Source organism: Acidobacteriota bacterium (assembly GCA_018001935.1).
Lineage (GTDB): Bacteria > Acidobacteriota > JAAYUB01 > JAAYUB01 > JAAYUB01 > JAGNHB01.
Genome location: JAGNHB010000073.1, coordinates 1 through 26,517, shown reverse-complemented (window position 1 = coordinate 26,517; position 26,517 = coordinate 1). Strand labels below are relative to the sequence as shown.

Here is a 26,517-nt window from a genome sequence, read left to right as displayed (position 1 = left end):
CGACGGTCACCCGACTTCTGTCAAAGGCTGCGGGGGCACAGGTCCAAAGAGAGTTCTTTGCGAAACGGGAGTGCGGTGGTGCTCCCCGCAGCCACTTGCTTCCTCGTCCTGATTACAATGTACAGGAATGCGGCGGCTTGACCTGCTCCTTCGCGTCGGGTCACGCCCGGCCCGTCTCCAGCCAGGCGGCCCAGTCGGGGCGACCATTCTCCCGCGCGCGCCGGGCGGCGGCGGGATGGTCGTAGGGGACGCTGTGGAGGGCCACCCGGCACGCGTCGTCCGCCCGCTCCAGCAGCGCGTAGGAAGCGTGGGGGGCGAAGGTCTCCATGACGTGGGGGACCGGCGCGTCGTCGTCGTACGCCGGGAGGCCGACGCTCCCGGGGTTGACGACGATCCGGCCGCCGGGGATCGCCACGAGGTTTGGTATGTGGCTGTGGCCGCAGAGCACCACCGGCGCCGTCACCCCTTCCAGCGCGGCGGAGATTTCCCTTTCGGGCCGGACCCGGGCGAAACCGCGCGAGACGTCCTCCAGCAGGTAGGTCTTGTCGTTCGAGGGCGTGCCGTGACAGAGAAACAGCCCCTCGGCGTCCGACCGTGCAGAAGGAAGTGACCGCAACCACCGGATACCTTCCGGTCCGATCGCTTCCACCGAGAAACGCACGGTTTCGGAGCGGAACCGGCCCCGGTCGGCCGCCTCGACGAGTTCCCGGTCCTCGTTCCCCCGGACGGTCGGCGCTTCCAGACGGCGCATGACCTCGAAGGTCTCCTGCGGCCACAGCGGGCCGTAAAGCACGTCCCCCAGGTCGAGGAAACGGTCCGCCCCCGCCTCCCGCGCATGCGCCAGCACCGCCTCCAGGGCGGGCAGGTTCCCGTGGATGTCGGCCAGCACGGCGATTTTCACGTTTCCTTCCCTCTTTCCCGACGATGTCCCCTCTTCCCGAAAACAGTTCCATTCTAGCAGAAAGAGGCCTCCGGTACTCACCCCGCCGGCGTGGCAGCAAAATTCGCGTGGTTTTCTTCGCGGTTTGCTTTTCGGCATTCTTCTGGTTTTTCTCCGGATGCAGTGTTTTTCAAGAATCGCTTCCCTACGTATCCCGAAGGGATACAGGATATTAGTCGGGGGGTGCTCCGCCGGAGGCGGTGCTCCCACCGGACAAGGGGCGGCCGATCTGATTCGCGCCCCGGAGGCGGGGCTCCAGCCGGACATGGAGTCCGTCGGTGCGGTTTCGACGGACCGTGGTAGAATATTCAGGTCGTGGAATTCCAGGCGCGGAGGTGGGGTCATGATCATTCGCAACGGTCGGGTCGCCTTCCCGGAGCGGGACGAACCCCAGCGGGCGGACCTCCGGGTGGAGGAAGGGATCATCGCCGAGATCGGGAAAGGGCTGGGCGGCGATTCGGACGTCCTCGACGCCGGCGGCCTCCTCGTCCTCCCCGGCGGCATCGACCCCCACGTGCACTTCGACGACCCGGGCTACACCCACCGGGAAGACTTCACCCACGGCAGCATGGCCGCGGCCGCGGGCGGCGTCACCACCGTGGTGGACATGCCCTGCACCTCGGTGCCCCCCGTCACCACGCTGGCCAACCTCGAAACCAAGCTGGCGGCGATCGCGGGCAAATCCGTCGTCGACTTCGGGCTCTACGGCGGCATTTCCCGCCAGTCCTTCGACGAGGGCTTCCCCGGCAACGTCCGGGAACTGGCCCCCGAGGTGCTGGGCATCAAGGCCTATTTCGTCTCAGGGATGGACACCTTCGCCCGCCTCGACCACTGGCGCTTCGAGCGGCTGCTGACCGAGACGGCGTCGCTGGGCCTCCCGGTGCTCCTCCATGCCGAGGATTTCGACTACGTGTCCGCGGCGGAGCCCTGGGCCCGCCGGCGGGGGAACGAGCCGGTCCGGCACTACGAGGCGCGCCCCGAGTCCGCGGAGTTGCTGGCCGCCGTCTGCGCCGTGACCCTGTCCCGGAGGACGGGGGCCCCGCTCCACCTGTGCCACGTGGGGACCGCGGCGGCCGCGGAGTTCACCCGGGGAATCCGCACCGTCACCTGCGAGACGGCCCCCCACTACCTCGCCTTCGACCTGGAGGACTTCGCCCGGATCGGCGCCCCCCTCAAGATCACCCCGCCCGTGAAGCCCGGCCAGCGGGACGCCCTCTGGCGCCTCCTCGCCCTGAACACCGTCACCTTCGCCGCCTCGGACCACGCCCCCTGCCCCCGGGAGGAGAAGGAGACCGGCTCGATCTGGACCGACTACTCCGGCATCCCGGGGACGGGGACACTGCTTCCTTACCTGCTTTCCGAGGGTTACCTGGCCGGGAGGCTCTCCCTGTCCCGGTTCACGGACGTCATCGCCGGTTCCGCCGCACGGCGGTACGGCCTCGCCGACCGGAAGGGGCACCTCGTCGTCGGCAAGGACGCGGATTTCGCCCTGGTGGATCCCGAGGGCAACTGGACGGTGGAGGGCGCAAGGTTTCTCTCGAAGGGGAAAATCACGCCCTTCGAAGGGATGACGCTCCGGGGGAAGGTGGTGAAGACCCTGGTGCGCGGGCGGGTGGTCTACGACGCGACCGAGGGGATCGTCGCCGAGCCCGGCTGGGGCCGCCGCCTCCGGCGCCACGCCTGATCTTTCGGCCGCCCTTTCCAGGACCGACCGGAGCCGGCCCTTTCACCGCCCCAACCCGGAAACACCGAAGAGGAACCAAGGATAACCACGGATAAACACGGATAAGCCGGAAACTCCGGGAACAAAGAGGCGATGCGGCCTCAGCCTCTCGCAAAGGCGCAAGGGCGCAAAGCCTCGCAAAGCCGGGACCCGAGAAGCGATTGCCGGCAGGGTTCCGGTGCCCCCGCCCTGTTTGCAGGGATGTCAGGATTTCAATTCGCGTATCCCGCGGCAGTTTTTCAACCGGTTTCCCTCGTTTTCAACGCAAGAGCACGTTCGTGTGGTTCGTGTGGTTCGTGGTTTTTATCTGTTACCCGTGTTCATCCGTGGTCCATTCCCCGTAATACCGGTTCCCCCGCTCGTTCCCCAGCGCGCGCCGGACGGCCGCCGCGACGCCCGGGCTCGAGAAGAGGCGGAGCGAGACCTTCAGCAGCGGTCCGGTCGCCTGGAGGCGCCGGGCGGCCCGGAGGATGGGGGCGTCGCCTTCCCGCTCCCAGCCGGCGAGGAGGTGGCGCTCCACCCGGCGCAGCAGGCCGATGCGGCGATCGACGGCCGCGGGGAACGCCTCCGGGCGACCGTCCAGGATCGCCGCCGCCGCCGCTTCGCCCGAGAGCCATGCGCCGTCGATCCCCCCGCCGTGCAGGGGGGAGGCGAAGGCGCCGGCGTCGCCCACCCGAAGTACGTTCCCCTCCACCAGCGGGCGGCAGGGGTGCAGGGGCATCCAGCCGCCCGCCTTCCGCAGTTTCCGGGCGCCGTCGATCCCGCGGCGGCGGAGGAAGTCCTCCAGCAGGGCCCAGGCGTTCGCCAGGGGGCCGCCGGTGACGAGCCGCCCGAAGCCGGCGTGGGCGACCCGGTCGCCCTTGGGGAAGATCCAGAAGTAGCCTGGCGGGTCCGAGACGAGTTCCACGTCCAGAGCGTCCCGCCAGGGGGTGAAATCCCCCTCCAGGGTCCACTGCAGCCCGAAACCGAAGGCACCCGGCATTCCCCGGAACGTCGGGAAGGCGGACCGGCCCCGAGCGTCCACCACCCAGCGGTGGCGGGCCGCGAGGTCGAACGGGTCGGCGGGGGCGCCCTCCCGGAGGTTCACCCCGGCGTCCCGCACCTGCCGGGCGAGGTCCCGCTGCCAGTCCGCCCGGTCGATGACGGCGAAACGGCTCCGGCGCCCCAGGTCGAAGACGAACCGCTCCCCGCCGGCCGTGAGGAAGGCCCGGCGGACCCGGGTCCGCACGAAGGGCCGGACGTCCGGGACCACCCCGGCGAAGTCCAGGACGCCCTCGGCGCACCGGATATCGCCCCCGACCCGCCCCCGCTCGTAGAGCACGCAGGGGCATCCCCCGCGGGCGAGGGCCAGGGCGGCGGACAAGCCGGCCGGACCGGCACCCGCCACCGCGACGGTGTCGGATGAGGCGAAACCGGCGCTCATGACCGGGTCTTCATGTAGTAACCGTAACTGAGCTTGATCAGGGCTTCCCGGATGTTCTTGGGCTGGAGGAAGCCCTCGGCGGCGAGGAGGGCGGCGAAACGGTCCACGTAGCTTTTCTCCAGGGCGGGCGTGGACTTGGCGTCCTGGCCCAGCAGGGAGTCGAAGTAGCGGATGGCCTCCTGGAACAGGGCGTCGAACGCGGCCGTCGCGGGCCCCAGTTCGGCGGCCAGGTCTTCGTAGCTGTCGGGCAGGAGGCGTTGCGGTCCCATAAGGCGCCACCTTACCACGAAAAAGTCACCGATGCAACGGGTCGCGGCGCCCCGCCCGGGGCGTCGGTCTGCCGGCCGCCAGGGAGAAGGCCCCCTCGGGGTCCCCTCTCCCCTTCGCCCACCCGGGCGGCCCCGCCCCGGCCCTACGGCAACCCGAGGTAGCCCACCCGGCGCGTGCCGTCGGCGGAGTCAGCGGAGAGGCTCCCCGCGACGGCGCCGGACGCGTCCACCTGGAGCCAGGCGACCTCTGCGGCCGTCGGGAAGAGGTCCCCCAGGGCCGCGGCCACCCGTCCCCTGGCGGGGAGGGACCCCTCGGCGGTCCCCAGCAGCTGCCCCGCGGCGGAGAAGGCTTTCACGGCATACGTGACCGCCGCGCCCGCGAGGTTGAGCAGGGAGACACGGGTGGCGAACTCCGGCGCCGGTTTCACCAGGGGAAACACCAGGCGCTCCCCCCCGGACTTCACGGCGGGGAGGCCGTCGAAGCGGAAGGCGCCGGGGTCGGCATCCCGGCTGGCGACGAGTTCGAAGCCCGCGGTGGGCCAGGCCGACTCCACGCGGAGGGAGGCGGCCTCCGGGACGGCCTCCAAACCGAAGAGGGACCAGATTTCCCGGGTGATTTGCTGCCGGGGGTTCACGCCGAAGTAGGCCTGGGCGATGGTTTGGCCCCCGGCGTCCCGGAGAGTGGCCTGGAGGGTGGCGCTCTGGGCCCCCAGGTTGCAGAAGGTGACGCCGGTGAACCAGGCGGTGTTGTCGGGGATCTCGAAAAAGTGCATCGGGGACGGGCCGGCGGCAGCCTGGAGGGCCGTGGGGGAGACGTCGGCGGCCATGAGGCCCGAAAGCCCCGGCTGGTCCCACTTCCCGAAGAGCTCGAAACCGACCAGGGGGGCGTCGGCGGACACGGTGACCGACCGGATGGTGGTCGGGTCGGTCACGCCCGGAAAGACCTGGTCCACGAGCTTCACGTACTTCTCGCCCGGTGCGAGGGACATGGTCGTCGCGGCGAGGGGCGCGCCGTTCTCGTCGGCCGCCCCGAGGGTGAGCGCGGCGGCCTGGCTGCCGGGGTTGACGAGGGTGATCCCCGTGTAGAAGGACCCGCTCCCGGCAGGGGAGACGTAGACGTAGGGGAAGAAGGCCTCCCGGGACGGCGAGCCCGCCAGGGGGAGGACCGTCGCGGACTTCCCGTCCCGGGTGCCGAACTCCACGACCCCCCGGAAGTCGGTCTCGGAGGAGACCTTCACCCAGAGGTCCCCGGTGAGGGCCTCGGGCGGGAAGATCTCCGCCAGGTCGCGCTCGTAGAGGGACGAGGCGCCGAGGGCCGGCGTCGTGACCATCCCCGCGGACGTCCCGTCCGGCCGAACGCCCTCGAGGGTGAGGGCGGCCGCCTGCGAGCCCGTGTTGACGAGGTGGAGGCGGGTCTGCCACGCGGGGCTGGAGACCGCGTGGGCGCAGAACGCCACCCGGACGGCGTTGTCGGTGTCGGCACAGACCGGGGGGGAGGCCGGCCCTTCCCCGCAGCTGTCCTGGGCACTGACGGTGAAGCAGTAGTGAGTGGACGACTTGAGCCCCTCCAGGGTCGTGGCGGTCACGCTGCCCGACCAGGCGGGGTTGCCGTCCCGGTAGACACGGTAGCGGGACACGCCGGGGACGCCGCTCCACGAGAGGCTCACGCTGTGGGCGGTGGTCGCCGTCACCTGGAGGCTGTTGGGGGCCGCCGGGGGCACGCACTGGAAGATGCGGCACGTCATGGGGTTGCCCGGGGCGGAAACGGTGTCGACGCCCATGCCCGTGGAGGACCCGTCGTAACGGTTGCTGCTGGGCAGGGTCCCCGGCCCGATCGTCCTGCCGGCCGTGTAGAAGTCCCCCGCGTCCGCCCAGCCGTTGCCGGTCTCGATCTCCTCGAGGCCGTCGGCCTCCATCAGCCGGAGGAGTTTGTGGGCAGTGTAGGAGTTGTCGTAGACGAAGTTGTTCCCGGAGGCGTTCAGGCGGGAGTCCACGTGCCAGATCACCAGGCCGTCGGCGGGCAGTTGCAGGTCGTTGCCCGTGCGGCGGCGGTTCTGGACCAGGAAGAACTCACCGAAGAGGGTGCCGTTGACGATGCCCGGCATGAAAATCGCGGCGTCGGTGGTTCCGGCCGCCGCCCGGAGCGAGACGACGTGGTCGCCCCCGGCGTAGAAGGACGGGGTCATCCAGTCCAGGAGGAACTTGCTGAAGGCGTTGTGGTCGAGGTAGGCGGCGTCCATCATGTCCAGCCCGCCGCAGCCGCCCTGCGGCCCGATGGAGTCGTTGTAGTCGTAGTAGTCGGGAAGCCCCAGGGCGTGGCCCGTCTCGTGGATCATGGTGGCCACCTCGAAGTCGCCGCCCGGGGGGTTGCTCTCCCACATCCAGGAGTAGTCCCTCAGTCGCTTGCCGTCCAGCAGGAGGGAGCCGTCGCCGTAGGTGGTCTGGTAAGCCCACCAGAAGTTGGCCCAGCCGTTGTCCTCGCCGGTCCAGAACACCATGAAATAGTCGACGGCGCCGTCGCCGTTGTTGTCATAGACCGAGAAGTCGTGGCCCGCGGCGTCCATGGCCACGAGGGCCTCGCGGATCAGGGCTTCGCGCCCCGTGTCCGTCTGGGATACGCTGGTGCGCGGGTAGGCGGTCCGGTACCACCCGAGGGTGGCGCCGCCGATCTCCAGGAGGTCCAGGGAGGAGCGGCGGTAGAAGTTCCGCAGGCTCTCGTAGGGGAAGCCCCCGGCGCCGTCCCCGAAGATCCGGTTGTGGATGTCCCCGGCCGTGTAGGTGGAGGGCTCGTCCGTGAACTCGATGAGGAGGGCGAAGATCCTGACGTTGCCGGTGGTGGGCATTCCCCTCCAGGCCGGGGGCGGCGTCAGCTCGGCCTCCGCCTCGGCTTCGGTGCGGCCCTGCGCCATGAGGGCGTACTTTTGCGACTTCCACCGCAGCCGTTCCAGGAGGCCCTCCGCGAACCGGTGGTTTCCCAGGCCCTCGGCGAAGGCCTGCCGGGCCGCGAGCGTCCCGTCGGACCGGTACCGGTCCAGCTCGCCGGGTCGCGGCGGGGCGAGGGGGAAGAGGCTGAGGGAACACACCCACAGAACGAACATCGTCAGGATCGCACGCATGCCAACCTCCCAGGGAATCGGGTCGGGCGAGGGACCCCCCTCCACCCGGCGAACAGGGGATTCTACGAAAAAATTCAGCAAGTGTCCCGGGATTTTGCAAACCCTCAAAACAGGGGCCGCCGGAGAGCGTTCCAGGTCATCGGGCAAGAAAGGACGAAACGACCCAAAGGACCAAAACGACCAAAACGACCCCAATGACCGAAAAGATCCAAGGACCCCAATGACCCATCAAGATCATTAAGACAGCAACACCGGGCCGTCCTTTAAGTCCTTTTGGTCCTTTAGGTCCCTTTGTCCTTTAACCCTTTTGCCCTTTAGCCTCTTTGTCCTTTAGCCTCATTGTCCTTCAACCCCTTTGCCCTTTAGCCTTTTTGTCCTTTAACCCCCTTGCCCTTTAACCTCTTTGCCCTTAACACTCCCTTTTCTTCATGCTCCGCGCTTTCCCCTCTCCCGGTCAGTCGCGTTCGCGGAGGGTGAGCCCGGCGAGGGCCAGCAGCACCGCGCCGCAGGCGGCCAGCACCGCCATGCCGGCGAGGTAGTCGGGGAGGGCCACGCCCTGCCCCACCAGCGGTTTGAGGACGTCCAGGGCGTAGGTGAAGGGCGTGACGTGGGCGATCCACCGGACGCTCCAGGGGAGCTGATCGACGGGGATGACCAGCCCCGACAGCAGCACCGACGGCAGCATGAAGAGGGGCACGAAGGGGAAGATCTGCGCCTCGGTCCGGGCCAGGTTGGAAACCAGCATCCCCAGCGCGATGGAGATGAGGGCCAGGAGCCAGTAGACGGCGAAGATGGCCGCCACCGTCCCGGGCGGGTAGGACAGCCGGAACAGGAGGCAGACCTCCCCCATCACCAGGGCGGCCTGCACGGTGGCCAGCACCGCGTAGCCCACCAGGTAGCCCCCGATCACCTCCACCGGTCGGAAGTTGTTGACGAACATCCGGGTGAGGGTCTGCTCGCGCCGCTCCCGGACGATCACCACCAGGCAGAGGATATAGGCGGTGAAGTGGACGATGAAGGCCGTGATGAGCAGGCCGAGGTGGTCCAGGTCGGCGAAGACCCGCGCCGACGGCGGAAGGGCGTCCATGAAGGCGCGGAGGATGTAGACCACCAGGAGGGGCACCCCCAGCGCCAGCCCCAGGAAACGCTTGTCACCCTTCAGCTGCCGTGCGATGCGCCCGCTCACGGCCAGGACGCGGGACTTCATGGCCGATCCTCCCCGTCCTCCCTCAGCAGGCGGAGGAGGACCGCCTCGAAGCCGTCCGGCCGCACCCGAATGGCCCGGACGTCGGCGGAAAGCCCGTACCGGGCCAGCAGCCGGGGCAGTTCCGCCGGGTAGTCGGCGAGCCGGCGGGCGAACGTCTCCCCGCCCGCCGTGATCTCCACCTCCGCGCCCCCCCGGGCGAGGAGCCCCCCCGGCGTGTCCTCCACCACCACGCGCCCCTCCCGCAGCACGCAGAGCCGGTCGCAGGCCAGGGCCTCGTCCACCTGGTGGGTGGAGACCAGCAGGGTGACGCCCCGGGCAGCGAGGTCGCGGAACCCCTTCCAGAAAGCCTCTTTCAGCAGGGGGTCCACCCCGGCCGTGGGCTCGTCGAGGAGGAGCAGCTCCGGGTCGTGGACCATGGCGCAGGCCAGGGAACAGCGCTGCCGGTAACCGCCCGAGAGGGTGTCGGCCCGGCGGTCGGCCAGGTCGGCGAGGCCGGCGAAGGCGAGGGCGGCGGCCACGCGGGCGGGGGGGTCGTCCAGGGCGTGGGCCCGCCCGAAGAAGGCCACGTTCTCGCGAACGGTGAGGTCGCCGTAGAGGGCGGGGGCCTGGGGCATGTAACCGAGGCGGGCCCGGACGGCCCGTTTTCGGTCGGGCACGGGGAGCCCGAAAACCGCCGCCTCGCCCGCCGTGGAGCGGGCGGCCCCCGTCAGGAGCCGGATGAGGGTGGTCTTGCCGGCGCCGTTGGGCCCCAGCAGACCGTAGATCCGACCCCGGGGGACCTCCAGGCTCACGCCGTCGAGGGCCCGGACCTTGCCGAAGTCCTTCCGCAGACCCCGGGCCCGGATGGCCGGGCCGTCCGCCTCAGCGGGCATCGCCGCCCCCCCGGCCCCGTCTCATTCCCACCGGGGGACGCCGAGCACCCGGCAGCGCAGGGTCTCGATGCGGAAGCCGTCCACGGGGGCCTGCACCGCGGGGTCGGCGGGCTTGACCACCGCCGTGGCGGCCCCCTCCACGCGCACCACGAGCCGGAAGGACGTCCCCGGCACCTTCCCGCCCAGGGCCTTGAGCAGCTCGGCCTCCGGGAGGGCGTACTTGTCGTAATGCGCCCGCTTCACGCCGGCGTCGGCGGTGTAGACCCGGACGCCGCCCTCGGCCGGCCCGAGATTGGCCGGGTCGACCTCCAGGGTCGTCGTCCAGGGTGCCCCGGGCCCGTCCACGGCCCAGGCGGTCACGGTGCCGTCGTAATTGGCCACCGCCAGTATCCCGTCCTCCAGGCCGAAGCCGAAGTTGACGGCTTCGGGGTCCTTGACGCCCGGCACCGGCGGGACCGCCACGTTCCAGGCCTCGGCGCCGTCGGTCAGCGAGAGGGCGTGAAGGGCCCTTTCCCCTTCCGTCGCCACCAGGGCGAATCCCCGGAAAACCCGCGGGGCCGCCGGCTTCGTCCCGAAAGCCCGGCGCCACAGGACCGTCCCGTCGTCGGAAAGGCAGACCAACTCCCGGTCCTGCACGGTGAAACGCCGGCCGGTGGCGGGCGATTCCTCCCCCTCCCCGTCCGTCCGCGCGCCCGACCCGGCGGGGAGGCGCTTCCCGGTGAGGGCATCCACGGCCCACCGCGGGCCGCCGCCCGACTCCCGGATCACCCGCCCCCCCCGAAGCAGGGGGGCGGAGGCGATCCGGCCCTTGCCGGCATCGACCTTCCAGAGGGCCCTGCCGGTGGCAAGGTCGAGGCCCAGGAGGACGTGGTTGGGGGAACCGAACTCCACGTACTCCCCCGCCGTCACCACCAGGACGTCCCGGTGGATGCCCACCACCGCGGCGGTCTGGCCGCCGGTTTTCGCACTCCACAACTTCCGGGGGGAATCGGCGGCACCGGGGACGGCCAGGGTGGCGGCCCCGGCGAACAGGACGAGCAGCGCACCCCGCGCCGCCCGGGTCGTGATGTGTTTCATTTCGAATCTCCTTTTATTTCTTCTTTTTCCAGCCGACGGCCAGCAGCACGGCCCCGAGGTCCTTCTTGCAGCCCTTGACCCGGGCCCGGTAGGAGACATCACGCTTGAAGGCGGAGTCGTACCGGGTGACGGAGAGGAGGAACTGCACCTCGGTTTTCGACGTGTCCTCGATGAGGTTGTCCTGGGGGTTGAGGCGCCGGGGGTCCACGTCCTCGGCGAGTTTCTTCGCGGGGGCCTCCGTCAGGACGTGAACCACGCCCATGCGGGTGACGAGAACGAAGGCGGGGCACGGTTCCACCCAGGCCGTGCGGTTGAAGTTGATGAGGCGCCCGGAACTCTCCCCGACGGCGAACTCGTCCGCCGGCCCGGCGAAGGCGAAGGCCTTCGACAACAGCTCCTTCTCGGCGTCGGTGGCCTTGAGGAGCCGGGCGTAGCCGACGTCCTCCGCATTGCCCAGGAGCCAGGCCAGGGCCTTTTCGACGGGCATCGCCGCGACCTTGCCCTCGAACTCCTTCAGGCGGGCGTCCGGGTCCGTCCCGGTGGACGGCGTGAGGGCCTGGGATGAGCCCGCCACCGGCGCCGACGTCATGTCGGGGGACGGGGGGAGGGTCACCGAGGCCGCCGAGACCCGCTCCAGGCGCTTGGCCTGCAGCATGACCTCCTGGAGGATCTTCTGGCTGACCCCCTCCGATTTCAGCGCGATCAGGTCGTCGGTGGTGAGGGTGGGGACGCTGGGTGCGTCCTGGACCATCTGGATGATCAGGGCCTCGTCGAGCCCCGCCTTCGCCATCTTGACGAGGTCTTCCCGGGTGATGGCCTGCCCGGCCAACACCAGGCCGCAGGAGAGGGCGACGACCGCCCACGTCCGCAACGCCGTCCTGAGGAGCCGCATGGATGCCTCCGTTGAAACGTAGTTGGAATGAAGCTAGCGCAAGCGGGGGGGGAAAGTCAATGGGGAAAGGGCGGTTCGAGGACCCTGACCCTTCCCGAAGGGGAAGGGGCGTCACAGCCGGGGGCAAGACGCGGGCGCCGGCCGTGAACATACGGTGCAGGAAGGCCCCGGTTCAGCGGGGGTGCCGACCGGGCCCGTCGGGTGAGGAGCCCCGCTCAGTCCACCTGCAGGCCGTAGGGCATGACGGCCAGGACGGCGCCGGAGCGGGGCAGGATGAACCGGCCGAGGAACTTCAGCTCCCGGGAGAGAACCGAGGCGTCGTTGCCGGCGAAGGACATGTCCGAGACCGACTCGGCGAGACGGTCCCAGAAGTCCTTGGGCGGGGGGAAGGTCACCAGGTTGGGACGCTTCTCCGAGAAGACCTTCGCTTCCCGGAGGGCGATCTCCACCGCCTTGTCCATGCCGCCCAACTCGTCCACCAGGCCGAGGGCCTGGGCGTCCCGGCCCGTCCAGACACGGCCCTGGGCAACCTTGTCCAGGTCCGCGACGGATTTCTTCCGGCACTGGGCCATCTTGGCCACGAAGCGGTCGTAAGCCCCGCGAACCTCCTGGTGGAAGCGCTCCCGCTCCGCGTCGGTCATGGGGCGGTAGGGGTTCATGGCGTCGGCCCACTCCCCCTTCTTGAGGGTCTCGAAGTGGATCCCCAGCTTCTCGTTGAAGAGCTGGGAAAGGTTGAAGAGGGCGGCCACCACGCCGATGGACCCGGTGACGGTCCCCGGCCCCGCCACGATCCGCCGGCAGGCGGAGGAGACGTAGTAGCCCCCCGACGCCGCGTAGTCGGACATGGAGGCGACGACGGGCTTCACCTTGTCGGTGATGGCGATCTCCCGCCACATCAGGTCGGAGGCGAGGACGTCGCCGCCGGGGCTGTCCACCCGCACCACGACGGCCTTCACCTCGGGGTTTTCCCGGGCCTGCCGGAGGGCGGACAGGACCCGCTGGGTCCCGGTCACCCGGCCGAAGATGGGGCTGTAACCGTCCTTGCCCTGCCCGATGAAGTCGTCGATGTGGACCACGGCCACAATGGGGCCCGTCTCCACGCCCGCCGCCTGCCAGCTGACCCGGCGGTAGTGCTGGACCCCGACGGTCTGGAGGCGCTTCTTCCCGTTCACGGTTCGTCCCCCGCCCACCTTGGCGAGGACCATCGCCTCCACCTCGTCGTCGTACTGGATGCCGTCGGCGAAGCCGCCCTCAACGGCCTCCCGGGGGTTGAACAGGCCCTGCTCCAGGAGGGCGCGCACCTTCTCGGGGGTCATCTTCGGCCGGCGGGAGGAGACCATCTGGACGAAGTTCTCGTAGGTCTGGTCGAGGACGGCCTGCATCTCCTCCTTCTGGTACTCGCTCATGGTGGTGCGGTCCAGCATGTCCCCCGCGGACTTGTACTCGCCGAACCGGGCGACTTCGGGCTGCACGCCGATCTTGCCGAACATGTCCTTGATGAACATGGCGCCGGCCGTAAAGCCGTTGAACTCGCACCCGGCCTCCGGGCAGAAGTAGATGCTGTCGGCGGGGAGGGCGCAGGCGTATTCCCGCTCGTTCGCGGCCTGGATGGTGGCCACCACCAGTTTCCCCCGCCCCTTGAAGTTCTCGATCGCCTTCTGGAGCTCGGTCACCTTGGCCCACCCCAGCTCGGGGCGGTTGATCTTCAGCCAGACGCCGGCGACCCGCTTGTCGGAGCGGGCCTTGTCGAGGCTCGCCAGGATGTCCTGGAACGTCAGGGGCCGACCCTCGAAAAGCCCCGCGAACAGGCTCGGTTCGACATGATCGGGGATCTCGCCCGAGAGGTTGATCACCAGCACCGAGCGGTCGGGGACGGCGGGCTCGACGTCCAGGAGCATGCTGACCAGGGTGAAGAACACGATGCCGGCCCCCACCAGCAGCAGAACCCCGAACACGAGCAGAACGATCCAGCCTTTCTTCATGTCGAGCTTTCCTCCAGGGCGATCGAACCCCCTTTTACGGGGTTTCCGATAAAAAGATTCACCGGGGGGCGCCGGGGATTCCCGACAGGGTGGACCGGGGAAAGTAAAAACCCAGGATGGCTTTCCAGTCGTACCCCTTCCGGGCCATGGCCGCGGCCCCCGCCACGCACAGGCCGGCCCCGTGCCCGAAGCCCCGGCCGTCGAAGCGCAGGAGGCCGCCGCGGCGCTTCACCGTGAACCGGCTGCTCCGGAAGAGGTTCCAGCCGAAGCGCCGGCCGATCTCGATGCGGAATTTCTCCGCGGGCAGCACGAGCTTGTGCTCCCCTCCCTCCAAGGCCACCCGGTAGCCGCCGGACGCGTCGATGGTCACCGCGACCGCCGCGAGGCCCTCGACCCCGAAAACGGCCTGCACCATCTTCCGAAAGCGCTCGAAGGGCATCTCGGCGTGCCAGGCGAAATCGGCGCTCCCGCGGCACCACGGGCAGGCGACGGGCTTCCCCTCCCCGCCGGGGCCCGCCTCCGGCCACACCCAGGACGGGGGAAGGCACTCGCCGCCGCAGCAGGAGGAAAACACCGGGGACTCCCCCGCGCCCGGGACCAGGGTGAAACGGGCGCCGAACTCCGCCGCCTCCCGGACGTTCGGCGGGAGCTTCTCCTCCCCCGCATAGTACATGCAGTGGGTCGCGTCGCAGAAGTCGAAACCCTCCGGGCCGTGGGGCGACCGGCGGGACCGCACGTAGGACGCCGCGGTGACGGCCAGGCTCCGCAGCGCGTCAGGGGGCGCGGCCCCGTGGGTCTCCGCCCGGATCACGCCCGCGAGGTAAGCGCTCAGCGGGCGCTCCACCACCGCCTGAAGGTAAGGCCCCGCCGTGGACGGGAAGATGCGGACCCGGCCGCGGAAGGCCCGCCGGAAACCGTTGTCGAGGGAAAGTTCGACGGCGCCCTCCCCCGGGTCGAAGACGACGTCCGGAACGGGCCCGGCAGGGGTTCCCCGGGGGGCGTGAAAGCGAACGCCACCCGGGTCGAGGTCGAGAACGAGGGCGCCGGGAACGCCCTGCCGCGTCCGGGCCGCGGCGCGGGCGGCCTCGGGCGTGATCCGGCAGGACCCGGACGGCCGCGCGGTGATGCGCACCGGTCGCATGAGGCCCAGGACGCCCACGCGGACCGTCGGCTCCGCCGCGGCGGCCCCCGGCGCCGCCAGCAGCGCCAGGAGCACCGGGGCGAAAACGGCGGTCCCCCTCATGATTTGGCGTAGTCCAGGCCGGTCTTTCGCCGGACCTTCTGCAGGGTCTTCCGCGCCACGTACCGGGCCTTCTCGGCGCCCATGGCAAGAGTCCGCTCCACGCCCTGCCGGTCGCGGGCAATCTCGCGCCGGCGCTCCCGGTAGGGCCGGAAGCAGGCGTTGATCTTCTCCGCCAGCATCTCCTTGGCCACGGCGTACCCCATGCCGCCTTGGCGGTACCGGTCGGCGAGGTCTGTCTTCTCCCACGGCGTCGCAAAGAGGGAGTAGAGCTTGAATACGTTGCACTTGTCCGGGTCCTTCGGCGCTTCCACGGGGGTGCAGTCGGTGACGATGCTCATGACCTTCTTGCGGATCGACGCCTCCTCGTCGAAGATCTCCAGGGTGTTCCGGTACGACTTGCTCATCTTCTGCCCGTCGAGCCCCGGGACCACCGCGACGTCGGGGTCGATGAGGGGATCGGGCAGGACGAAGGTGTCGCCGTAGACGTGGTTGAAGCGCTCGGCGATGTCCCGGGCCACCTCGATGTGCTGCTTCTGGTCCTTGCCCACGGGGACCGTGTGGGCCTGGTAGAGAAGGATGTCGGCCGCCATGAGGACGGGGTAGGCGAAAAGCCCGTGGTTGGGGACGATGCCGTGGGCCACCTTGTCCTTGTAGGAGTGGCAGCGCTCCAGGAGGCCCATGGAGGTGGAGCAGGAAAGCACCCAGGTCAGTTCCGTCACCTCGGGGACGTCCCCCTGGACCCAGAAGGTGCACTGGTCGGGGTCGAGGCCGAGGGCGATGAAATCCATGGCCGCCTCGAGGGTCCCCTGGCGGAGCAGCTTCCCCTCGGTGACGGTGGTGAGGGCGTGGTAGTTCACGATGAAGCAGAAGAGATCACTGGAGTCCTGGAACTCGATCATGGGCTTCATCATGGCGAAGTAGTTCCCCAGGTGCAGCCCGCCCGTGGGCTGGATCCCCGACAGTACCCGTTTTTTCCCGGCAGTCTCGGTCATGGTGTCCTCCTTCCCGGCGATCCGGAAACTTAGCACAATGCCCCGTCCCTGTCAAACCGCCGGAAAACAGGGGTGGCGCACGAGCCCGTCCCTGGTGTAGAATTTGAGGATCCTCCGGCGGCCCGATGGTCGGCCTCCAACGCGACCCTCGGGGTCGGGATCGGGATCGGCGGCGATTTGGGTCGGCGGGGGGAGGGATTGCGATTGCGATACCGATTGCGATACCGATTCCGATACCGGGGGGAGAGAAGGGGAGCATGAAAGGGGTCCTGGACAAACTCGAGTCCTTTTTCCGGGCGGCGTTCGAACACGATTTCGCCGGGCGGGGGAGCGCCTGGGAACCCCTCGACATTGTCCGGCAGATCCGCCGCCAGATCGAGAAGAACCGCCGGGTCTTCGTCGATGACAAGGTCTACGTCGCCCACCGGATGGTGATCCACCTCCACGCCCCCCGTCCCGAGATCGCCGAGGAGTACGAGGCCCTCTTCAACAACGCCGATTTCCGGAAGCACATCGAGGAGTACATCAAGGACCGGGGGTACCAGTTTCTCGACCGGTTGCGGGTGACGGTCCGCTGCCACGACCGGAAGTCGCCCCAGTTCGGCCGTTCCCCCTGCTGGGTGGAGTTCTCCTGGCCCCAGCCGGGCGAGGACCCCGGCGAGGTCACCGTGATGATGAGCCCCCACGACCGCGAGCGGATCCTCTCGGTCATCCCGCCGCGCTCCGAGGTCTCCGAGGACGCCTGGCTCGAGGTCCTGGAGGGGACCGCCTACCAGTCGCCCCTGCGCATCTTCCGCCAGGAGTTCAATCTCGGCCGGATGCAGCAGGTGCTCAACCACCGGACGGGCGAGACGGTCCGGGTCAACCACATGGCCTTCGCCCGCCCCGCCTCCGAGTCGGACCCCAACTTCTGGGTCTCCCGCCGGCACGCCCGCATCACCTGGCGCGACGGGGCCTTCCGCCTGTCGGACACCGGCAGCCGCAACGGCACCTGGGTCCAGCGGGGGGAGAAGCTCCTCCCCGTGGCCCGGAACACCCCCGAGGGCGAGGCCGTCCCCCTGAAGGCGGACGACATCCTCGTCCTGGGCAAGGTCCGGGTCCGCTTCCGCACCACGCCGCCTCCCCAGCACGACGCCACCATCCGCGTCAACCCCGTCCGCTGACCCCGGCCCCGCAACGCGTCCATCCTGTTTTCAACCACTAATTGCACTAATATTCACTAATATTGATGCGGTCGCAATAAGTGGCGAAAGGGATATTTCTCGCGAATAACGCCAATATGCGCGAACATATAACACGATAATTTCTAGTGATTATTGATTTCCGATTCGCGTTCATTCGCGTGATTCGCGGGGAAATATGACGTTATGCGGGGATATCATTCTTTGCGTTCCATGTGTTCTTTGTGGTTGACCTGTCTTTTCCATGGATTTCAGTCTGAGTGTCGATGAGTGAACTTCGTGATTCAGTGCAGGCGGCGAGGCTGACGGTCCGGAAGAAGACGTCCGATGCCCCAGCGGCACTCACGGCAGGCGCCCGCCGGGCGCGGGAGGCCGCCGCCTTGAAAAAACCGCTGACGGGAAGGGCGGGAGCGGGATACAATAGGAGGTAGTGACCCCCTTGGAGGTGTGAAATGGTTCGCACGGCGTGGCTGGCGTTCGCGACCCTCTTGTTGACGAGCCTGATTTTCGGATGGGCGGCAGCCTCGATCCCTGCCGGCCAGCGCCAGGCGCTCATCGACCTCTACAACGCCACCGGCGGGGACGGCTGGACCGCCAACTCGGGGTGGAAGACCCCGCCGCTGCACACCGACGGCTTCGCCCTCCCGGGCACCGAGGGCGGCTGGTTCGGCGTCACGGTGGGAGACGACGTCGTCACCGTGGTGGAGTTCATGGGCAACAACCTGTCGGGGACCCTGCCCGCGTCCATCGGCAACCTCACCTCCCTGGAAGTGCTCTCCCTCAACGACAACCTCCTCACCGGCCCGCTCCCGCCCACCCTCGGCAACCTGGCCGCCCTCCGGGAGCTGGCCCTCAACGGCAACGCGTTCTCGGGCGCTCTCCCGGCCTCACTGGGGAACCTTTCCCTGCTCCGGTCCCTCTGGCTGGAGTCCAACCAGTTCACGGGGAACCTCCCCCCGGAACTGGGGAATTGCGCGAGCCTGACCGGGCTGGCGATGGAGCACAACCAGTTCACCGGGACGATCCCCGACACCTACGCCGGCCTGATGAACCTGCAGATCTTCAAAGGTTCCTACAACCAGCTCTCCGGTTCCATCCCCCGCTGGCTGGGGAGCCTGGCCGACCTCCGGACCCTCGGGTTGAACTTCAACGCCTTCACCGGGCCCATCCCGGCCGAGCTGGGGGCGCTGGCCGAGCTGGAACTTTTGGAACTCCAGGGCAACCAGCTCTCGGGGGCGATCCCCCCGGAACTGGGAAGCCTGACCAGCCTCCAGGTCCTGGACCTGAGCGAGAACCGCCTGACGGGGGCCCTCCCCGCCGCCCTGGGCGCCCTGGGGGCCCTGGAGACGCTCCAGCTCCACCAGAACCGGCTGGGCGGGCCCCTCCCGCCGGAGCTGGGCAGCCTGGCCTCGCTGCGCATCCTCACGCTGTACGAGAACGAGCTGACGGGGCCCATCCCGTCCACGTTCCAGAACCTGGCGCAGCTGCAGGTCCTCGCCCTGGCCAACAACCGGCTGACGGGCTTCCTCCCGTCCTGGCTGGGAAACCTGACCGGGCTCGAGTCCCTCTACCTGGACGTCAACCTGCTCTCCGGGGCCCTCCCCCCCGAACTCGGCAACCTGGTGAACCTCCACGAGCTGGTCCTGACGGACAACCAGCTCACCGGGGAGATCCCCGCCACGCTGGGAAACCTGGCCCACCTGGAAACCCTGTCCCTGAACGTCAACCGGCTGTCCGGGACCCTTCCCCCGCAACTGGGGGATCTTCACGAGCTGCGGGCCCTGGCCCTCGGCGACAACCGGCTGACGGGGCCCCTGCCCGCCGAGCTGGGCAACCTGTCGAAGCTGGAACACCTCGACGCGGAGTTCAACCAGCTGTCCGGCCCGCTCCCGGAAAGCCTGGGGAACCTGTCCCACCTGCAGACCCTGACGCTGGCCGACAACGCTTTGAGCGGACCGTTGCCGGAAGGGCTCGGGGACCTGGCGAACCTGACGATCCTGTCCCTCCGGGGCAACGCCCTGGCCGGTGAGATCCCGGCCGCCCTCACCGGCCTGTCGAAGCTGGAAACGTCCGATGACGGACGTCTCGACTACAACGCGCTCACGGCGTCGGACCCGGCTGTCCGGGCGTTCTTGGACCTGAAGTTCGGGGCGGGCTGGTCGGTGACCCAGACGGTGACGCCGGGGGCCTTCCAGGCGGAGGCGACAGCGGCGGGGGGCGCGGTGCTGGCGTGGACGCCCATCGCCTTCCAGGAGGAGACGGGAGGGTACGAGATCTGGCGCCTGGAAACGACGAAGGCCCCGTCGGGCGCCGGGCTCGAGACGTGGGTGCTGGAGGCCGCGACGTCCGACAAGGCGGTGTCGAGCCTGCCGGTGGCCCTGAAGCGGAACCAGGCGAACCGGTTCCGGATCCGGACCGTCACGGAGGCGCACCCGGGGAACACGAGCCCCGTCGGCAGCGAGTACTCCACGGAACTGGTGGTGAACCCGCCCCAGACGACGGCGGTGGGCGTGGAGTGCTACGCGGACGCGTCGAAGACGGGGGCGGTGTACCCGGGGAGCGCCTCCCAGGTGCTGCCGGCGTCGGCGCTCACGCTGCGCGTCGCCCCGGACGCCTTCCCGGCGGCCTCGCCGGCGGACCCGATGCTGGTCAGGGTGAACCTGCCGGCAAAGTCCCTGCTGAGCCAGACGCTGGCGACGGGGACCCTGGCGACGGCGTCGCCGGTCCCCGCGGGGGACGAGCGGGTGCTGGACCTGGCCGTGGCGGAGTACGCCCTGGGCACCGGCGGAAGGCCCGAGCCCGTGGCCGGGGCGGCCCTGGCCGGGATCGGCCCCCAGGCGGCGCAGCTGCTGCGCTACGTGGCGGGCGAAAACTACTTCCTGATCCGGTTCAACGAGAGCACCGCGGCTTGGACGCCCCGGAACGGGGGCGTGTTCCTGGGCGTGACGCTGGGGGTCGGCGGCGGCGTGTGGCCGGCGACGGGGGCGACCAACTGGGGGCCCGGGGGCGTCGGGGCCCAGGCGGCGACGCTGCTGTGCGCCGACCTCCGGGGCTTCGTCTTCGACCTCGCCCACCCGGGCTTCATCGTGTCGGTGCTGACCCAGCACCAGTCGGGGGGGGCGCCGGGACCGGCGCCGGTGGGCCCGGACCCCCACGTGGGGCTGTTCGAGAAGAGCGGGGAGGGGAGCGGGGCGCAGTCGGTGTACAGCCTCGGGGGCTCGCTGAAGGACACCGTGCTGGCGGACGTGGACCGGGATGGCCGCGAGGACCTGGTGGCCGTGGCGGAAGGAGACAACGCGGTGTACTGGAGCCTGGGGCAGCCGGACGGCGGCTTCGCGGGGCTGCAGGTGCGCGGCCTGTCGGGCGACGCGCCGGCGGCGGTGGCGGCCTCGGACGTGACGGGGGACGGGAAACCGGACCTCCTGGTGGGGGAGGAATCGGGGGTCCTGGCGGTTTACCCCTGGGAAAGCGTGTTCGACACGTGGAAGAAGCCGCAGCCGGCGGCGGCGAGGGCGTGGCGGAGGGTGAAGATCGACACGGCGCCCACCGTGCTGACCACGGCGGACGTGGACGGGGACGGCCACAAGGACAGCGTGTCGGTGAGCGCCTCCGGGTCCGCCCTGGAGGTGGTGCGGGGCGACGCCTTCTCGGAGGCGCAGGTCTACGCCACGCTGGCAGGCCCGGAGGCGCTGGCGGTGGGGGACTTCAACGCCGACGGGAAACCGGACCTGGCCGCCGCGTGCCGCGCCGGCGGCGGGGTGTCGGTGTTCTGGAACGACGGGTCGGGCGCCTTCACCCGGGCAGACCTGACGGGCCTGGGTGCGGAACCGTCGGACGTGGACGCGGGGGACCTGAACCGGGACGGCCGGGACGACCTGGCGGTGGCGGTGAAGGGGACGAAGCAGTTGGTGGCCGTCCGGGCACTGGAGGGGAACGTGTTCGACACGGCGGGCGCGCAGCGGGTCGACCTGCCGCACACCCCCTCCTCGGTGCGGCTGGGGAACTTCGACGGTCTCAACGGCCCGGACGCCCTGGTGGGGTACACCGACGACCCCACGCTGTCGCTGTACGTGACGGACGTCGCGGGGCACCTGGGTTTTTCCAGGGCGATGACGGAGATGGTGGGGGGGATCCTGACGGACGCCTCGGGAAACGCGCGGAACGTGGGGGTGACCACGCTGGTGACCCTCGGCGGGGGGACCCAGGCCGGGGGGGTGTACGGGAAGGACGGGCTGGTGCAGACCCTGCCGCAGGGGACGAACGGGGCGTACTACCCCCGGAGCTCCTGGACCTCCTTTTCGGTGGTGAACACGGGGTCACAGCCGGCGCAGGTGCTCTTCGAACTCCTGGAGGACGGCCACGCCCAGGCGCTGTCGGCCGGGCTGCTGACACTGGGGGCGAAGGGGCAGTCGGCGATGTACCTGCGGGACGCGGTGGGCGCCGGGGCGGACCAGCCGGGGCGGTGGGTGCGCTCCTTCGCCACCACGCCCAGCGTGCAGGGGTTCTACCTGGGCACGGCGCCGGCTGGGGACGACATGGACGGGGTCAAGACGCCGGGGCCCTGGGACGTCCTGACGGAGCTGGCCTTCCCGGTGGTGCGAGCGGGATCCGGTTACACCCGGCTGACGCTGGTGAACCCGGGGCGGGACGCGGCCTCGGTGGTCCTGAACCGCCACGGGGCCGACGGGACCGTGGTGCAGACGGTCCGCCGGACCCTCGCCGGCTGGGGACGGCTGGACGAGGGGGCCGCGGCGCTGTTCCCGGGGATCGGCGAGGGGGACTGGGTGCGGGTGACCTCGGACCGGGGCCTGTCGGGGTCGTCGACGTTCGGGACGAACGGATCCAACGCGGCGGCGCTGGAGGCCCTTCCCGGGAACGTGAAAGCCGGGACGCTCTACAGCCCGCACGTGGCCTGCGGGGACTTCGGCGTCGGGTACTTCACGGAACTGACGCTGGTGTGCACGGGGGCGGAGGAAGCCTGGCCGGACGTGATTCTCCACGACGACGCGGGGACCGAGCTGAAGCGGGTGCCGGTGAACGTGGCGGCGCGGGGGAAGGCCCGGCTGGACGTGGCGGCGCTGATGGGCCTGACGGGGCCGACCACGGGATACCTCGAGATCGACCCCAAGGGAGTCGCGGGGCTGACGGGGTGCGTGACCTTCGGGGAGTCGGGGCCCGCGGGGCGCTTCGTGACGTGCCTGCCCCTCCAGGGCCTGGGGCACTCGACCTACCTGCTGGGCCACATCGCCAACGGTTCGGTGGGGGGGTGGAGCTTCTACACCGGGGTGGCGGTGCTGGAGCCCGACAGCCGGGCGCGGACCCGCCTGACGGTGAAGGCGGTGGGCCCGGACGGCGTGACGCTGGCGAGCCGCGAACTGATGCTGGAAAAGCCGTCGGAGGCGTGCCCGGAGTGCCGGCAGCGGGGGATTTTCCTGCTGGGCAACCTGATGCCCGAGCTGCCGGGGATGTTCGGGGGCTACCTCCTGCTGGAACCGGAGACGGTGAGCCGCGGTCTGCTGGTTTTCGAACTTTTCGGGGACTACGGCGGTCGCTTCCTGAGCGCCGTTCCCGCCATCGCGCTGGACTGAGCGGCCCTCGGGGCCGGCGGCAGGCAGAAGGCCCTTGTGGGAAGGGGACCCCCGTGATATCATCCAGGGGTGACGACATCGCAGAAGAACCATGAGGGCCTGCGCGCCCGTCCCCGGCGGCTTGAGGCGCGCTGACCCCAACCAATCGGAAACCGGGAGGACACCATGATCGTCGAGCTGGGACTTGCCCTGGGTTCGCTCCTTCACCGCGGGGACCTCGAGGACCTCTTCGACCTGGAACGCCTGTTCGACCGCATCGGGGCCGAGATCCTTCTGCCCATCATCCTGGTCGGGCTGGCGTTTGCGGTCTTCATCATCGCCTGCTGATGGAAGCTGTTCACCAAGGCGGGGAAGCCCGGCTGGGCCGCCATCGTGCCCATCTACAACTTCATCGTGATCCTGGAGATCATCGGTCGCCCGCTCTGGTGGATCCTCCTCATGCTCATCCCCTGCGTCAGCCTCGTCGTGTTCGTCATCATCACCATCGACCTGGCGAAGGCCTACGGTCAGGGCGGCGGGTTCGCCGTCGGGCTGCTCCTGCTCCCCATCGTCTTCCTCCCCATCCTGGCATTCGGGAGTTCCCGCTACGCCGGCCCGGTGGCGGCGCCCGGGTACCAGCCCTACAGCCCGTACCCGCCGTACGGCCAATACCCGCCCCCGGGCGGCTATCCCCCCGCCGGGGGCTACCCTCCCCCCGGCGGTTATCCTCCCCCCGGGGGCTACCCTCCGCCGGGCGGCTATCCCCCCCCGGGCGGCTATCCCCCTCAAGGCGGGCAATACCCCCAGGGGCCCTACGGCGCCCCCCCGCAGGGACCCTACGGCGGGCAGTACCCCCAGGGCCCTTACGGCGCCCCTCCCCAGGTCCCGTATGGCGGGCAATATCCCCAGGGCGGCCCCTACGCCCCCCCGCAGCCGGGCCCCCAAGGCGGGCAGCAGGGGGGTCAGCAGCAGGGCCAGGGTCAGCAGGGACAGGGCCGGCAGGGACACGGACCCCACGGCGGCCAAGGCGGGCCTCACGGCCAGGGCGGCCGCTGAAAACCGCGTTTCGGGCCCCGGCCTGCCTTCGGGCGACGGGGCCGGGTGCGGTCAGTGGAAAAGGGGAACCGGGGTCTGATCGCCCAGCAGTTTTTGGAGGTGTTCCCGTCGTTCCCCCAGCCAGCGGTCGAATTCCGCGCGCTGGCTCTCGTCCATGGCGTTGCGGATTCGCTGGACGGCGCCCAGGGCGACCAGGAGGATCTGCGGCATCCGGTCCCGCAACAACTCGATGAGGTCGGCCCGGGCGGCGTTCACCGCCAGGAAGACCTCCTCCTCCTGCCGGGGGCTCAGGCCGAAATCGTCCCCCAGTCGCTGCGCCACCACGCGAGCGACCGTGTCCGGCTGCCGGAACGCCTGCTGGTCCTGCTTCCGCTTGTAGATGTACATGCCGGCGGCGCCGGAGACCAGGCCCAGGAGGAACACCCCGATCACCGCCAGGCGGTATTTCCAGAGGCCCCGCATCACTTCCCTCCCTGCGCCGGCGCCTGGGGCGGCAGCCCGAAGAGCACGTCGGAGATGATCTGTTCCTCCACGGTCCGAAGGGTCTGCCGGGACGGGCCCCGGGTCGGGGAGGCCCCCGCGCCCGTCCACATCTCCAGTCCGGCCCAGGCCGTGAGGGCGAAGGCCAGGGCGAAGGTGGCGGGGAGCAGCCGGAGGGCGAAGGCCCCCGCGGGGTGGAAGGCGGGGTCGTCATCGGGCCGGGCCTGCCGGCGGGCGATGCCGTCACGGATCCGGGACAGGACCCAGGGGGCGAAGGGCGGCGCCTCGTCCCCGGGAAGGGCGGCCGATTCCAGCAGGTCCCGGATCCGGGCGGCTTCCGCCGAGGGTCCCGGGCCACTTGCCTGGGGTCGTTTTTTCCTGAACATCCTCCACCTCCTCTTCGCGCTCAGCCTTTCCGGGTTTCCGGAAGGATCAGCTTCCGCAGTTTCCGCCGGGCCCGGAAGGCCCGGATCTTCACGTTGGCCGAGGACCAGCCGGTGAGGGCCGCGATGTCCCTCACCGAGCGTTCCTCGAGGATCATCAGGGTGAGGACCAGCCGCTCGGCGGCGGAGAGCCTTTCCAGGAGCGCCCGGGCGGCCTCGCACTCCTCGCGCCGCCGCTGGCGCTCCTCGGGGTTGTCGCCCTCGGGCTCCGGCCGGTTCTCCAGCCGGAAGGACTGCTCCTCCCCCAGCTGGGAAACCGGTTCCTCCGGGTGCCGCCGCCGGGAACGGAGCCGGTCGTAGCAGGCGTTCACCGTGATCCGGGACAGCCAGTGGTCCAGGGGCATCTCGCCACGGTACGTCCGCATCAGGATTTCACGAAAACGTCCTGCACGATGTCCTCCACGTCGGGCCGGTTGCCGAAGAAGCGCCCGGCCAGCCTCGCCACCCGGCCGTGGTGGGCTTCCACGAAGCGCTCGAAGGCGCTTTCGTCGCCCCCGCAAATGGCGGCGGCGAGTTGCCGGTCGGCCGACGCGTCCACTGGCGCGTTCGACCCCGGCAACCCGCCGCCGGCAAGGGATCCCGCTCCCGGGGGCCCCAACAGGCCGCCTCCTTCCCCGTCACCAGGCCGCCTGCGGGAAGACCCCCGCCAGGGCCTCGAGGAGCTTTTCCACGGCGGTCCGCACGCGATCGACGATCCCGCGGAGCTTGTCCTTCTGCTCGGGGGTCAGGATCGCGCAAACCTCGGCGTAAATGTCGGCCCGTTCCAGGTTGAAGGCGACGTCCACCTCGTAGACCGTCGTGGACGCGGCCAGGATGGCGCCCGTGTCCACCGCCGGCTTCCGGATGGCCGCCAGGAGGGACTTCCGCGCCGCGATCTCCTGGTTGAGCTGGGTGCACACCAGCGGCTTGTGCCGGTCGATGACGGCCTGGAGCTGCGCCCGCTGGTCCTCGGTCAGCCCCAGTTTCGCGGCGGCCAGGTCCCTCAGCGCGTCCAGCACCGGGTGGGGCCCGGAATTCGAACCGCAGGACCCGGCGGCCTGGGTGACCCACCCCTGGACGAGGTCGGTGAGGCCCTGCAACTCGGCCCGCTGGCCCTCGGTGAGGATGGGGTGGATCTCGGCGAAGAGCGCCGCCCGGAGGAGGTTGAGCTGGAGGTCGGCGGCCGCGACACCGACCGTGGCCATCCGGACGGCGATCGGGTTGGGGGTGCACTGGTGGACGGCCTGGTTGAGCAGGGTCCGGGCCGCGAACTCCTCGACGGCCACCACCTGGAGTTCGGCGGCGTGGGAGCGGAAGACCTCCAGGATCTGCTGGATCTGCTCGGGGGTGAGGTCCAGCCGGCCGAGGAATTCCTGCATCCACTGGACCGGCGACTTCACGAGCACCGGGTTCAGTTCGGGCACGGCAACCGGGGGCGGGGCGGCGGCGGGCGCGAACGAGGAGACGGCCGACAGGAGGGCCGCGAGGCAGAGAGTGACGAGGAGCCGGGGGTTCGAATTCAGGTTTCGGGTTTGCATGAGCGTTCTCCTTTTCCGGACGTTTCGGAGGTCGAGGCGCCTTCTGAACCATCCGACCCTACAGACGACCGGTCCGGCGGGATGGTTACACGGTCATTCTATCCGAAGGGGAGCCGGACGAAAAGAGTGACGGGCGGTTTCGGGGTGGTCCTTCCGACAAACCGCGGATAAATGGATCATCCGGACGCTCGCGAAAAGCATTTTAGCCCGTCATAACGCTCGCAAAGGCGCCAGGCCGCAAAGCCTCGCAAAGGGTCAGGAAAGGAATTTCGCGTCGCCCGCGACCTTCGCCAGGATTTCGTACCGGGAATCCGGTAATCCGCCGGCCGCGACCACCCGAAGCCAATTGGTCAAGAAGGATGACCCCGCAAAAAGTCGCGAAAGGGAGATTTCCCGCGAATACCACGAATAGACGCGAATTCACAACACGAATAATATCAATTGATTGTTGTTTTCTGATTCGCGTTCGTTCGCGGGATTCGCGGGCTAAATCGACTTTTTGCGGTTGCATCATAGATAATCAAAACGCTTTTACCC

At 69.6% G+C, this 26,517-nt stretch carries 21 protein-coding genes; 5 read left to right on the top strand and 16 right to left on the bottom strand.

Annotated features, from left to right (window positions below):
• Nucleotides 1-160 precede the first annotated feature (160 nt).
• Nucleotides 161-901, bottom strand: coding sequence for a metallophosphoesterase family protein (locus KA419_18930; protein MBP7868009.1), 741 nt, complete (start codon nucleotides 899-901; stop codon nucleotides 161-163).
• Between the two features lie 382 nt (nucleotides 902-1,283).
• On the opposite strand from KA419_18930, the gene KA419_18925 reads away from it, so the two are divergent.
• A complete protein-coding gene (locus KA419_18925) occupies nucleotides 1,284-2,624 on the top strand; it encodes a dihydroorotase family protein (protein MBP7868008.1) in 1,341 nt (446 codons plus the stop codon).
• Nucleotides 2,625-2,973: 349 nt separating this feature from the next.
• Here the strand turns inward: KA419_18925 and KA419_18920 are convergent, their stop codons facing one another.
• The 10 genes from KA419_18920 to trpS form a co-directional block, all read right to left on the bottom strand.
• Nucleotides 2,974-4,086 (bottom strand): NAD(P)/FAD-dependent oxidoreductase, encoded by a 1,113-nt coding sequence (locus KA419_18920; GenBank protein MBP7868007.1) that lies wholly within the window; start codon nucleotides 4,084-4,086, stop codon nucleotides 2,974-2,976.
• Nucleotides 4,083-4,355, bottom strand: a complete 273-nt coding sequence (locus KA419_18915; protein MBP7868006.1) for a hypothetical protein — start codon at nucleotides 4,353-4,355, stop codon at nucleotides 4,083-4,085. Before KA419_18915 ends, KA419_18920 begins: the two co-directional genes overlap by 4 nt.
• A 143-nt stretch (nucleotides 4,356-4,498) precedes the next feature.
• A complete protein-coding gene (locus KA419_18910; protein MBP7868005.1) occupies nucleotides 4,499-7,471 on the bottom strand; it encodes a M6 family metalloprotease domain-containing protein in 2,973 nt (990 codons plus the stop codon).
• Nucleotides 7,472-7,925: 454 nt separating this feature from the next.
• Nucleotides 7,926-8,678: an ABC transporter permease gene (locus tag KA419_18905; protein ID MBP7868004.1), complete on the bottom strand. Its 753-nt coding sequence runs from the start codon at nucleotides 8,676-8,678 to the stop codon at nucleotides 7,926-7,928.
• Nucleotides 8,675-9,550: an ABC transporter ATP-binding protein gene (locus KA419_18900; protein ID MBP7868003.1), complete on the bottom strand. Its 876-nt coding sequence runs from the start codon at nucleotides 9,548-9,550 to the stop codon at nucleotides 8,675-8,677. The genes KA419_18905 and KA419_18900 overlap by 4 nt, the downstream gene beginning before the upstream one ends.
• 21 nt (nucleotides 9,551-9,571) lie before the next feature.
• Nucleotides 9,572-10,627: a PQQ-binding-like beta-propeller repeat protein gene (locus KA419_18895; GenBank protein ID MBP7868002.1), complete on the bottom strand. Its 1,056-nt coding sequence runs from the start codon at nucleotides 10,625-10,627 to the stop codon at nucleotides 9,572-9,574.
• A gap of 13 nt (nucleotides 10,628-10,640) precedes the next feature.
• The gene (locus tag KA419_18890) at nucleotides 10,641-11,519 is read right to left on the bottom strand and encodes a hypothetical protein (GenBank protein ID MBP7868001.1); all 879 of its coding nucleotides are present in this window, start codon (nucleotides 11,517-11,519) and stop codon (nucleotides 10,641-10,643) included.
• Nucleotides 11,520-11,734: 215 nt separating this feature from the next.
• The gene (gene sppA / locus KA419_18885; protein MBP7868000.1) at nucleotides 11,735-13,501 is read right to left on the bottom strand and encodes a signal peptide peptidase SppA; all 1,767 of its coding nucleotides are present in this window, start codon (nucleotides 13,499-13,501) and stop codon (nucleotides 11,735-11,737) included.
• Nucleotides 13,502-13,559: 58 nt separating this feature from the next.
• On the bottom strand, nucleotides 13,560-14,744 hold the full coding sequence (locus KA419_18880; GenBank protein MBP7867999.1) for a hypothetical protein: 1,185 nt from the start codon (nucleotides 14,742-14,744) through the stop codon (nucleotides 13,560-13,562).
• A complete protein-coding gene (gene trpS / locus KA419_18875) occupies nucleotides 14,741-15,736 on the bottom strand; it encodes a tryptophan--tRNA ligase (GenBank protein MBP7867998.1) in 996 nt (331 codons plus the stop codon). Before trpS ends, KA419_18880 begins: the two co-directional genes overlap by 4 nt.
• A 257-nt stretch (nucleotides 15,737-15,993) precedes the next feature.
• Between trpS and KA419_18870 the strand changes: the two genes are divergently transcribed.
• The 4 genes from KA419_18870 (at nucleotide 15,994) to KA419_18855 (ending at nucleotide 23,540) form a co-directional block, all read left to right on the top strand.
• A complete protein-coding gene (locus KA419_18870) occupies nucleotides 15,994-16,899 on the top strand; it encodes a DUF3662 domain-containing protein (protein ID MBP7867997.1) in 906 nt (301 codons plus the stop codon).
• Between the two features lie 470 nt (nucleotides 16,900-17,369).
• Nucleotides 17,370-22,505: a VCBS repeat-containing protein gene (locus KA419_18865; protein MBP7867996.1), complete on the top strand. Its 5,136-nt coding sequence runs from the start codon at nucleotides 17,370-17,372 to the stop codon at nucleotides 22,503-22,505.
• 165 nt (nucleotides 22,506-22,670) lie between these two features.
• Complete coding sequence (locus tag KA419_18860; protein ID MBP7867995.1) at nucleotides 22,671-22,832, top strand: hypothetical protein; 162 nt, start codon at nucleotides 22,671-22,673, stop codon at nucleotides 22,830-22,832.
• A 45-nt stretch (nucleotides 22,833-22,877) separates the two neighbouring features.
• Nucleotides 22,878-23,540, top strand: coding sequence for a hypothetical protein (locus KA419_18855; GenBank protein ID MBP7867994.1), 663 nt, complete (start codon nucleotides 22,878-22,880; stop codon nucleotides 23,538-23,540).
• A gap of 51 nt (nucleotides 23,541-23,591) precedes the next feature.
• On the opposite strand, the gene KA419_18850 is transcribed toward KA419_18855, so the two are convergent.
• The 5 genes from KA419_18850 to KA419_18830 are packed head-to-tail and all read right to left on the bottom strand — an operon-like array spanning nucleotide 23,592 to nucleotide 25,980.
• A complete protein-coding gene (locus KA419_18850; protein ID MBP7867993.1) occupies nucleotides 23,592-24,002 on the bottom strand; it encodes a hypothetical protein in 411 nt (136 codons plus the stop codon).
• Nucleotides 24,002-24,406, bottom strand: coding sequence for a hypothetical protein (locus KA419_18845; GenBank protein ID MBP7867992.1), 405 nt, complete (start codon nucleotides 24,404-24,406; stop codon nucleotides 24,002-24,004). Before KA419_18845 ends, KA419_18850 begins: the two co-directional genes overlap by 1 nt.
• Before the next feature lie 20 nt (nucleotides 24,407-24,426).
• Entirely contained in the window at nucleotides 24,427-24,828 is a 402-nt protein-coding gene (locus KA419_18840; protein MBP7867991.1) for an RNA polymerase sigma factor, read from the bottom strand.
• On the bottom strand, nucleotides 24,828-25,061 hold the full coding sequence (locus tag KA419_18835; GenBank protein MBP7867990.1) for a hypothetical protein: 234 nt from the start codon (nucleotides 25,059-25,061) through the stop codon (nucleotides 24,828-24,830). Before KA419_18835 ends, KA419_18840 begins: the two co-directional genes overlap by 1 nt.
• A gap of 19 nt (nucleotides 25,062-25,080) precedes the next feature.
• The gene (locus tag KA419_18830) at nucleotides 25,081-25,980 is read right to left on the bottom strand and encodes a periplasmic heavy metal sensor (protein ID MBP7867989.1); all 900 of its coding nucleotides are present in this window, start codon (nucleotides 25,978-25,980) and stop codon (nucleotides 25,081-25,083) included.
• Between the last annotated feature and the right edge of the window lie 537 nt (nucleotides 25,981-26,517).

Bases quoted from the DNA above. Each gene is read 5' to 3' on its own strand.
- KA419_18840 (MBP7867991.1), bottom strand. From the start codon at position 24,828: ATGCGGACGTACCGTGGCGAGATGCCCCTGGACCACTGGCTGTCCCGG.
- KA419_18860 (MBP7867995.1), top strand. From the start codon at position 22,671: ATGATCGTCGAGCTGGGACTTGCCCTGGGTTCGCTCCTTCACCGCGGG.
- KA419_18880 (MBP7867999.1), bottom strand. From the start codon at position 14,744: ATGAGGGGGACCGCCGTTTTCGCCCCGGTGCTCCTGGCGCTGCTGGCG.
- KA419_18890 (MBP7868001.1), bottom strand. From the start codon at position 11,519: ATGCGGCTCCTCAGGACGGCGTTGCGGACGTGGGCGGTCGTCGCCCTC.
- KA419_18850 (MBP7867993.1), bottom strand. From the start codon at position 24,002: ATGCGGGGCCTCTGGAAATACCGCCTGGCGGTGATCGGGGTGTTCCTC.
- KA419_18905 (MBP7868004.1), bottom strand. From the start codon at position 8,678: ATGAAGTCCCGCGTCCTGGCCGTGAGCGGGCGCATCGCACGGCAGCTG.
- KA419_18915 (MBP7868006.1), bottom strand. From the start codon at position 4,355: ATGGGACCGCAACGCCTCCTGCCCGACAGCTACGAAGACCTGGCCGCC.
- KA419_18865 (MBP7867996.1), top strand. From the start codon at position 17,370: ATGGTTCGCACGGCGTGGCTGGCGTTCGCGACCCTCTTGTTGACGAGC.
- KA419_18845 (MBP7867992.1), bottom strand. From the start codon at position 24,406: ATGTTCAGGAAAAAACGACCCCAGGCAAGTGGCCCGGGACCCTCGGCG.
- KA419_18870 (MBP7867997.1), top strand. From the start codon at position 15,994: ATGAAAGGGGTCCTGGACAAACTCGAGTCCTTTTTCCGGGCGGCGTTC.
- KA419_18925 (MBP7868008.1), top strand. From the start codon at position 1,284: ATGATCATTCGCAACGGTCGGGTCGCCTTCCCGGAGCGGGACGAACCC.
- trpS (MBP7867998.1), bottom strand. From the start codon at position 15,736: ATGACCGAGACTGCCGGGAAAAAACGGGTACTGTCGGGGATCCAGCCC.
- KA419_18920 (MBP7868007.1), bottom strand. From the start codon at position 4,086: ATGAGCGCCGGTTTCGCCTCATCCGACACCGTCGCGGTGGCGGGTGCC.
- KA419_18830 (MBP7867989.1), bottom strand. From the start codon at position 25,980: ATGCAAACCCGAAACCTGAATTCGAACCCCCGGCTCCTCGTCACTCTC.
- KA419_18900 (MBP7868003.1), bottom strand. From the start codon at position 9,550: ATGCCCGCTGAGGCGGACGGCCCGGCCATCCGGGCCCGGGGTCTGCGG.
- sppA (MBP7868000.1), bottom strand. From the start codon at position 13,501: ATGAAGAAAGGCTGGATCGTTCTGCTCGTGTTCGGGGTTCTGCTGCTG.
- KA419_18910 (MBP7868005.1), bottom strand. From the start codon at position 7,471: ATGCGTGCGATCCTGACGATGTTCGTTCTGTGGGTGTGTTCCCTCAGC.
- KA419_18895 (MBP7868002.1), bottom strand. From the start codon at position 10,627: ATGAAACACATCACGACCCGGGCGGCGCGGGGTGCGCTGCTCGTCCTG.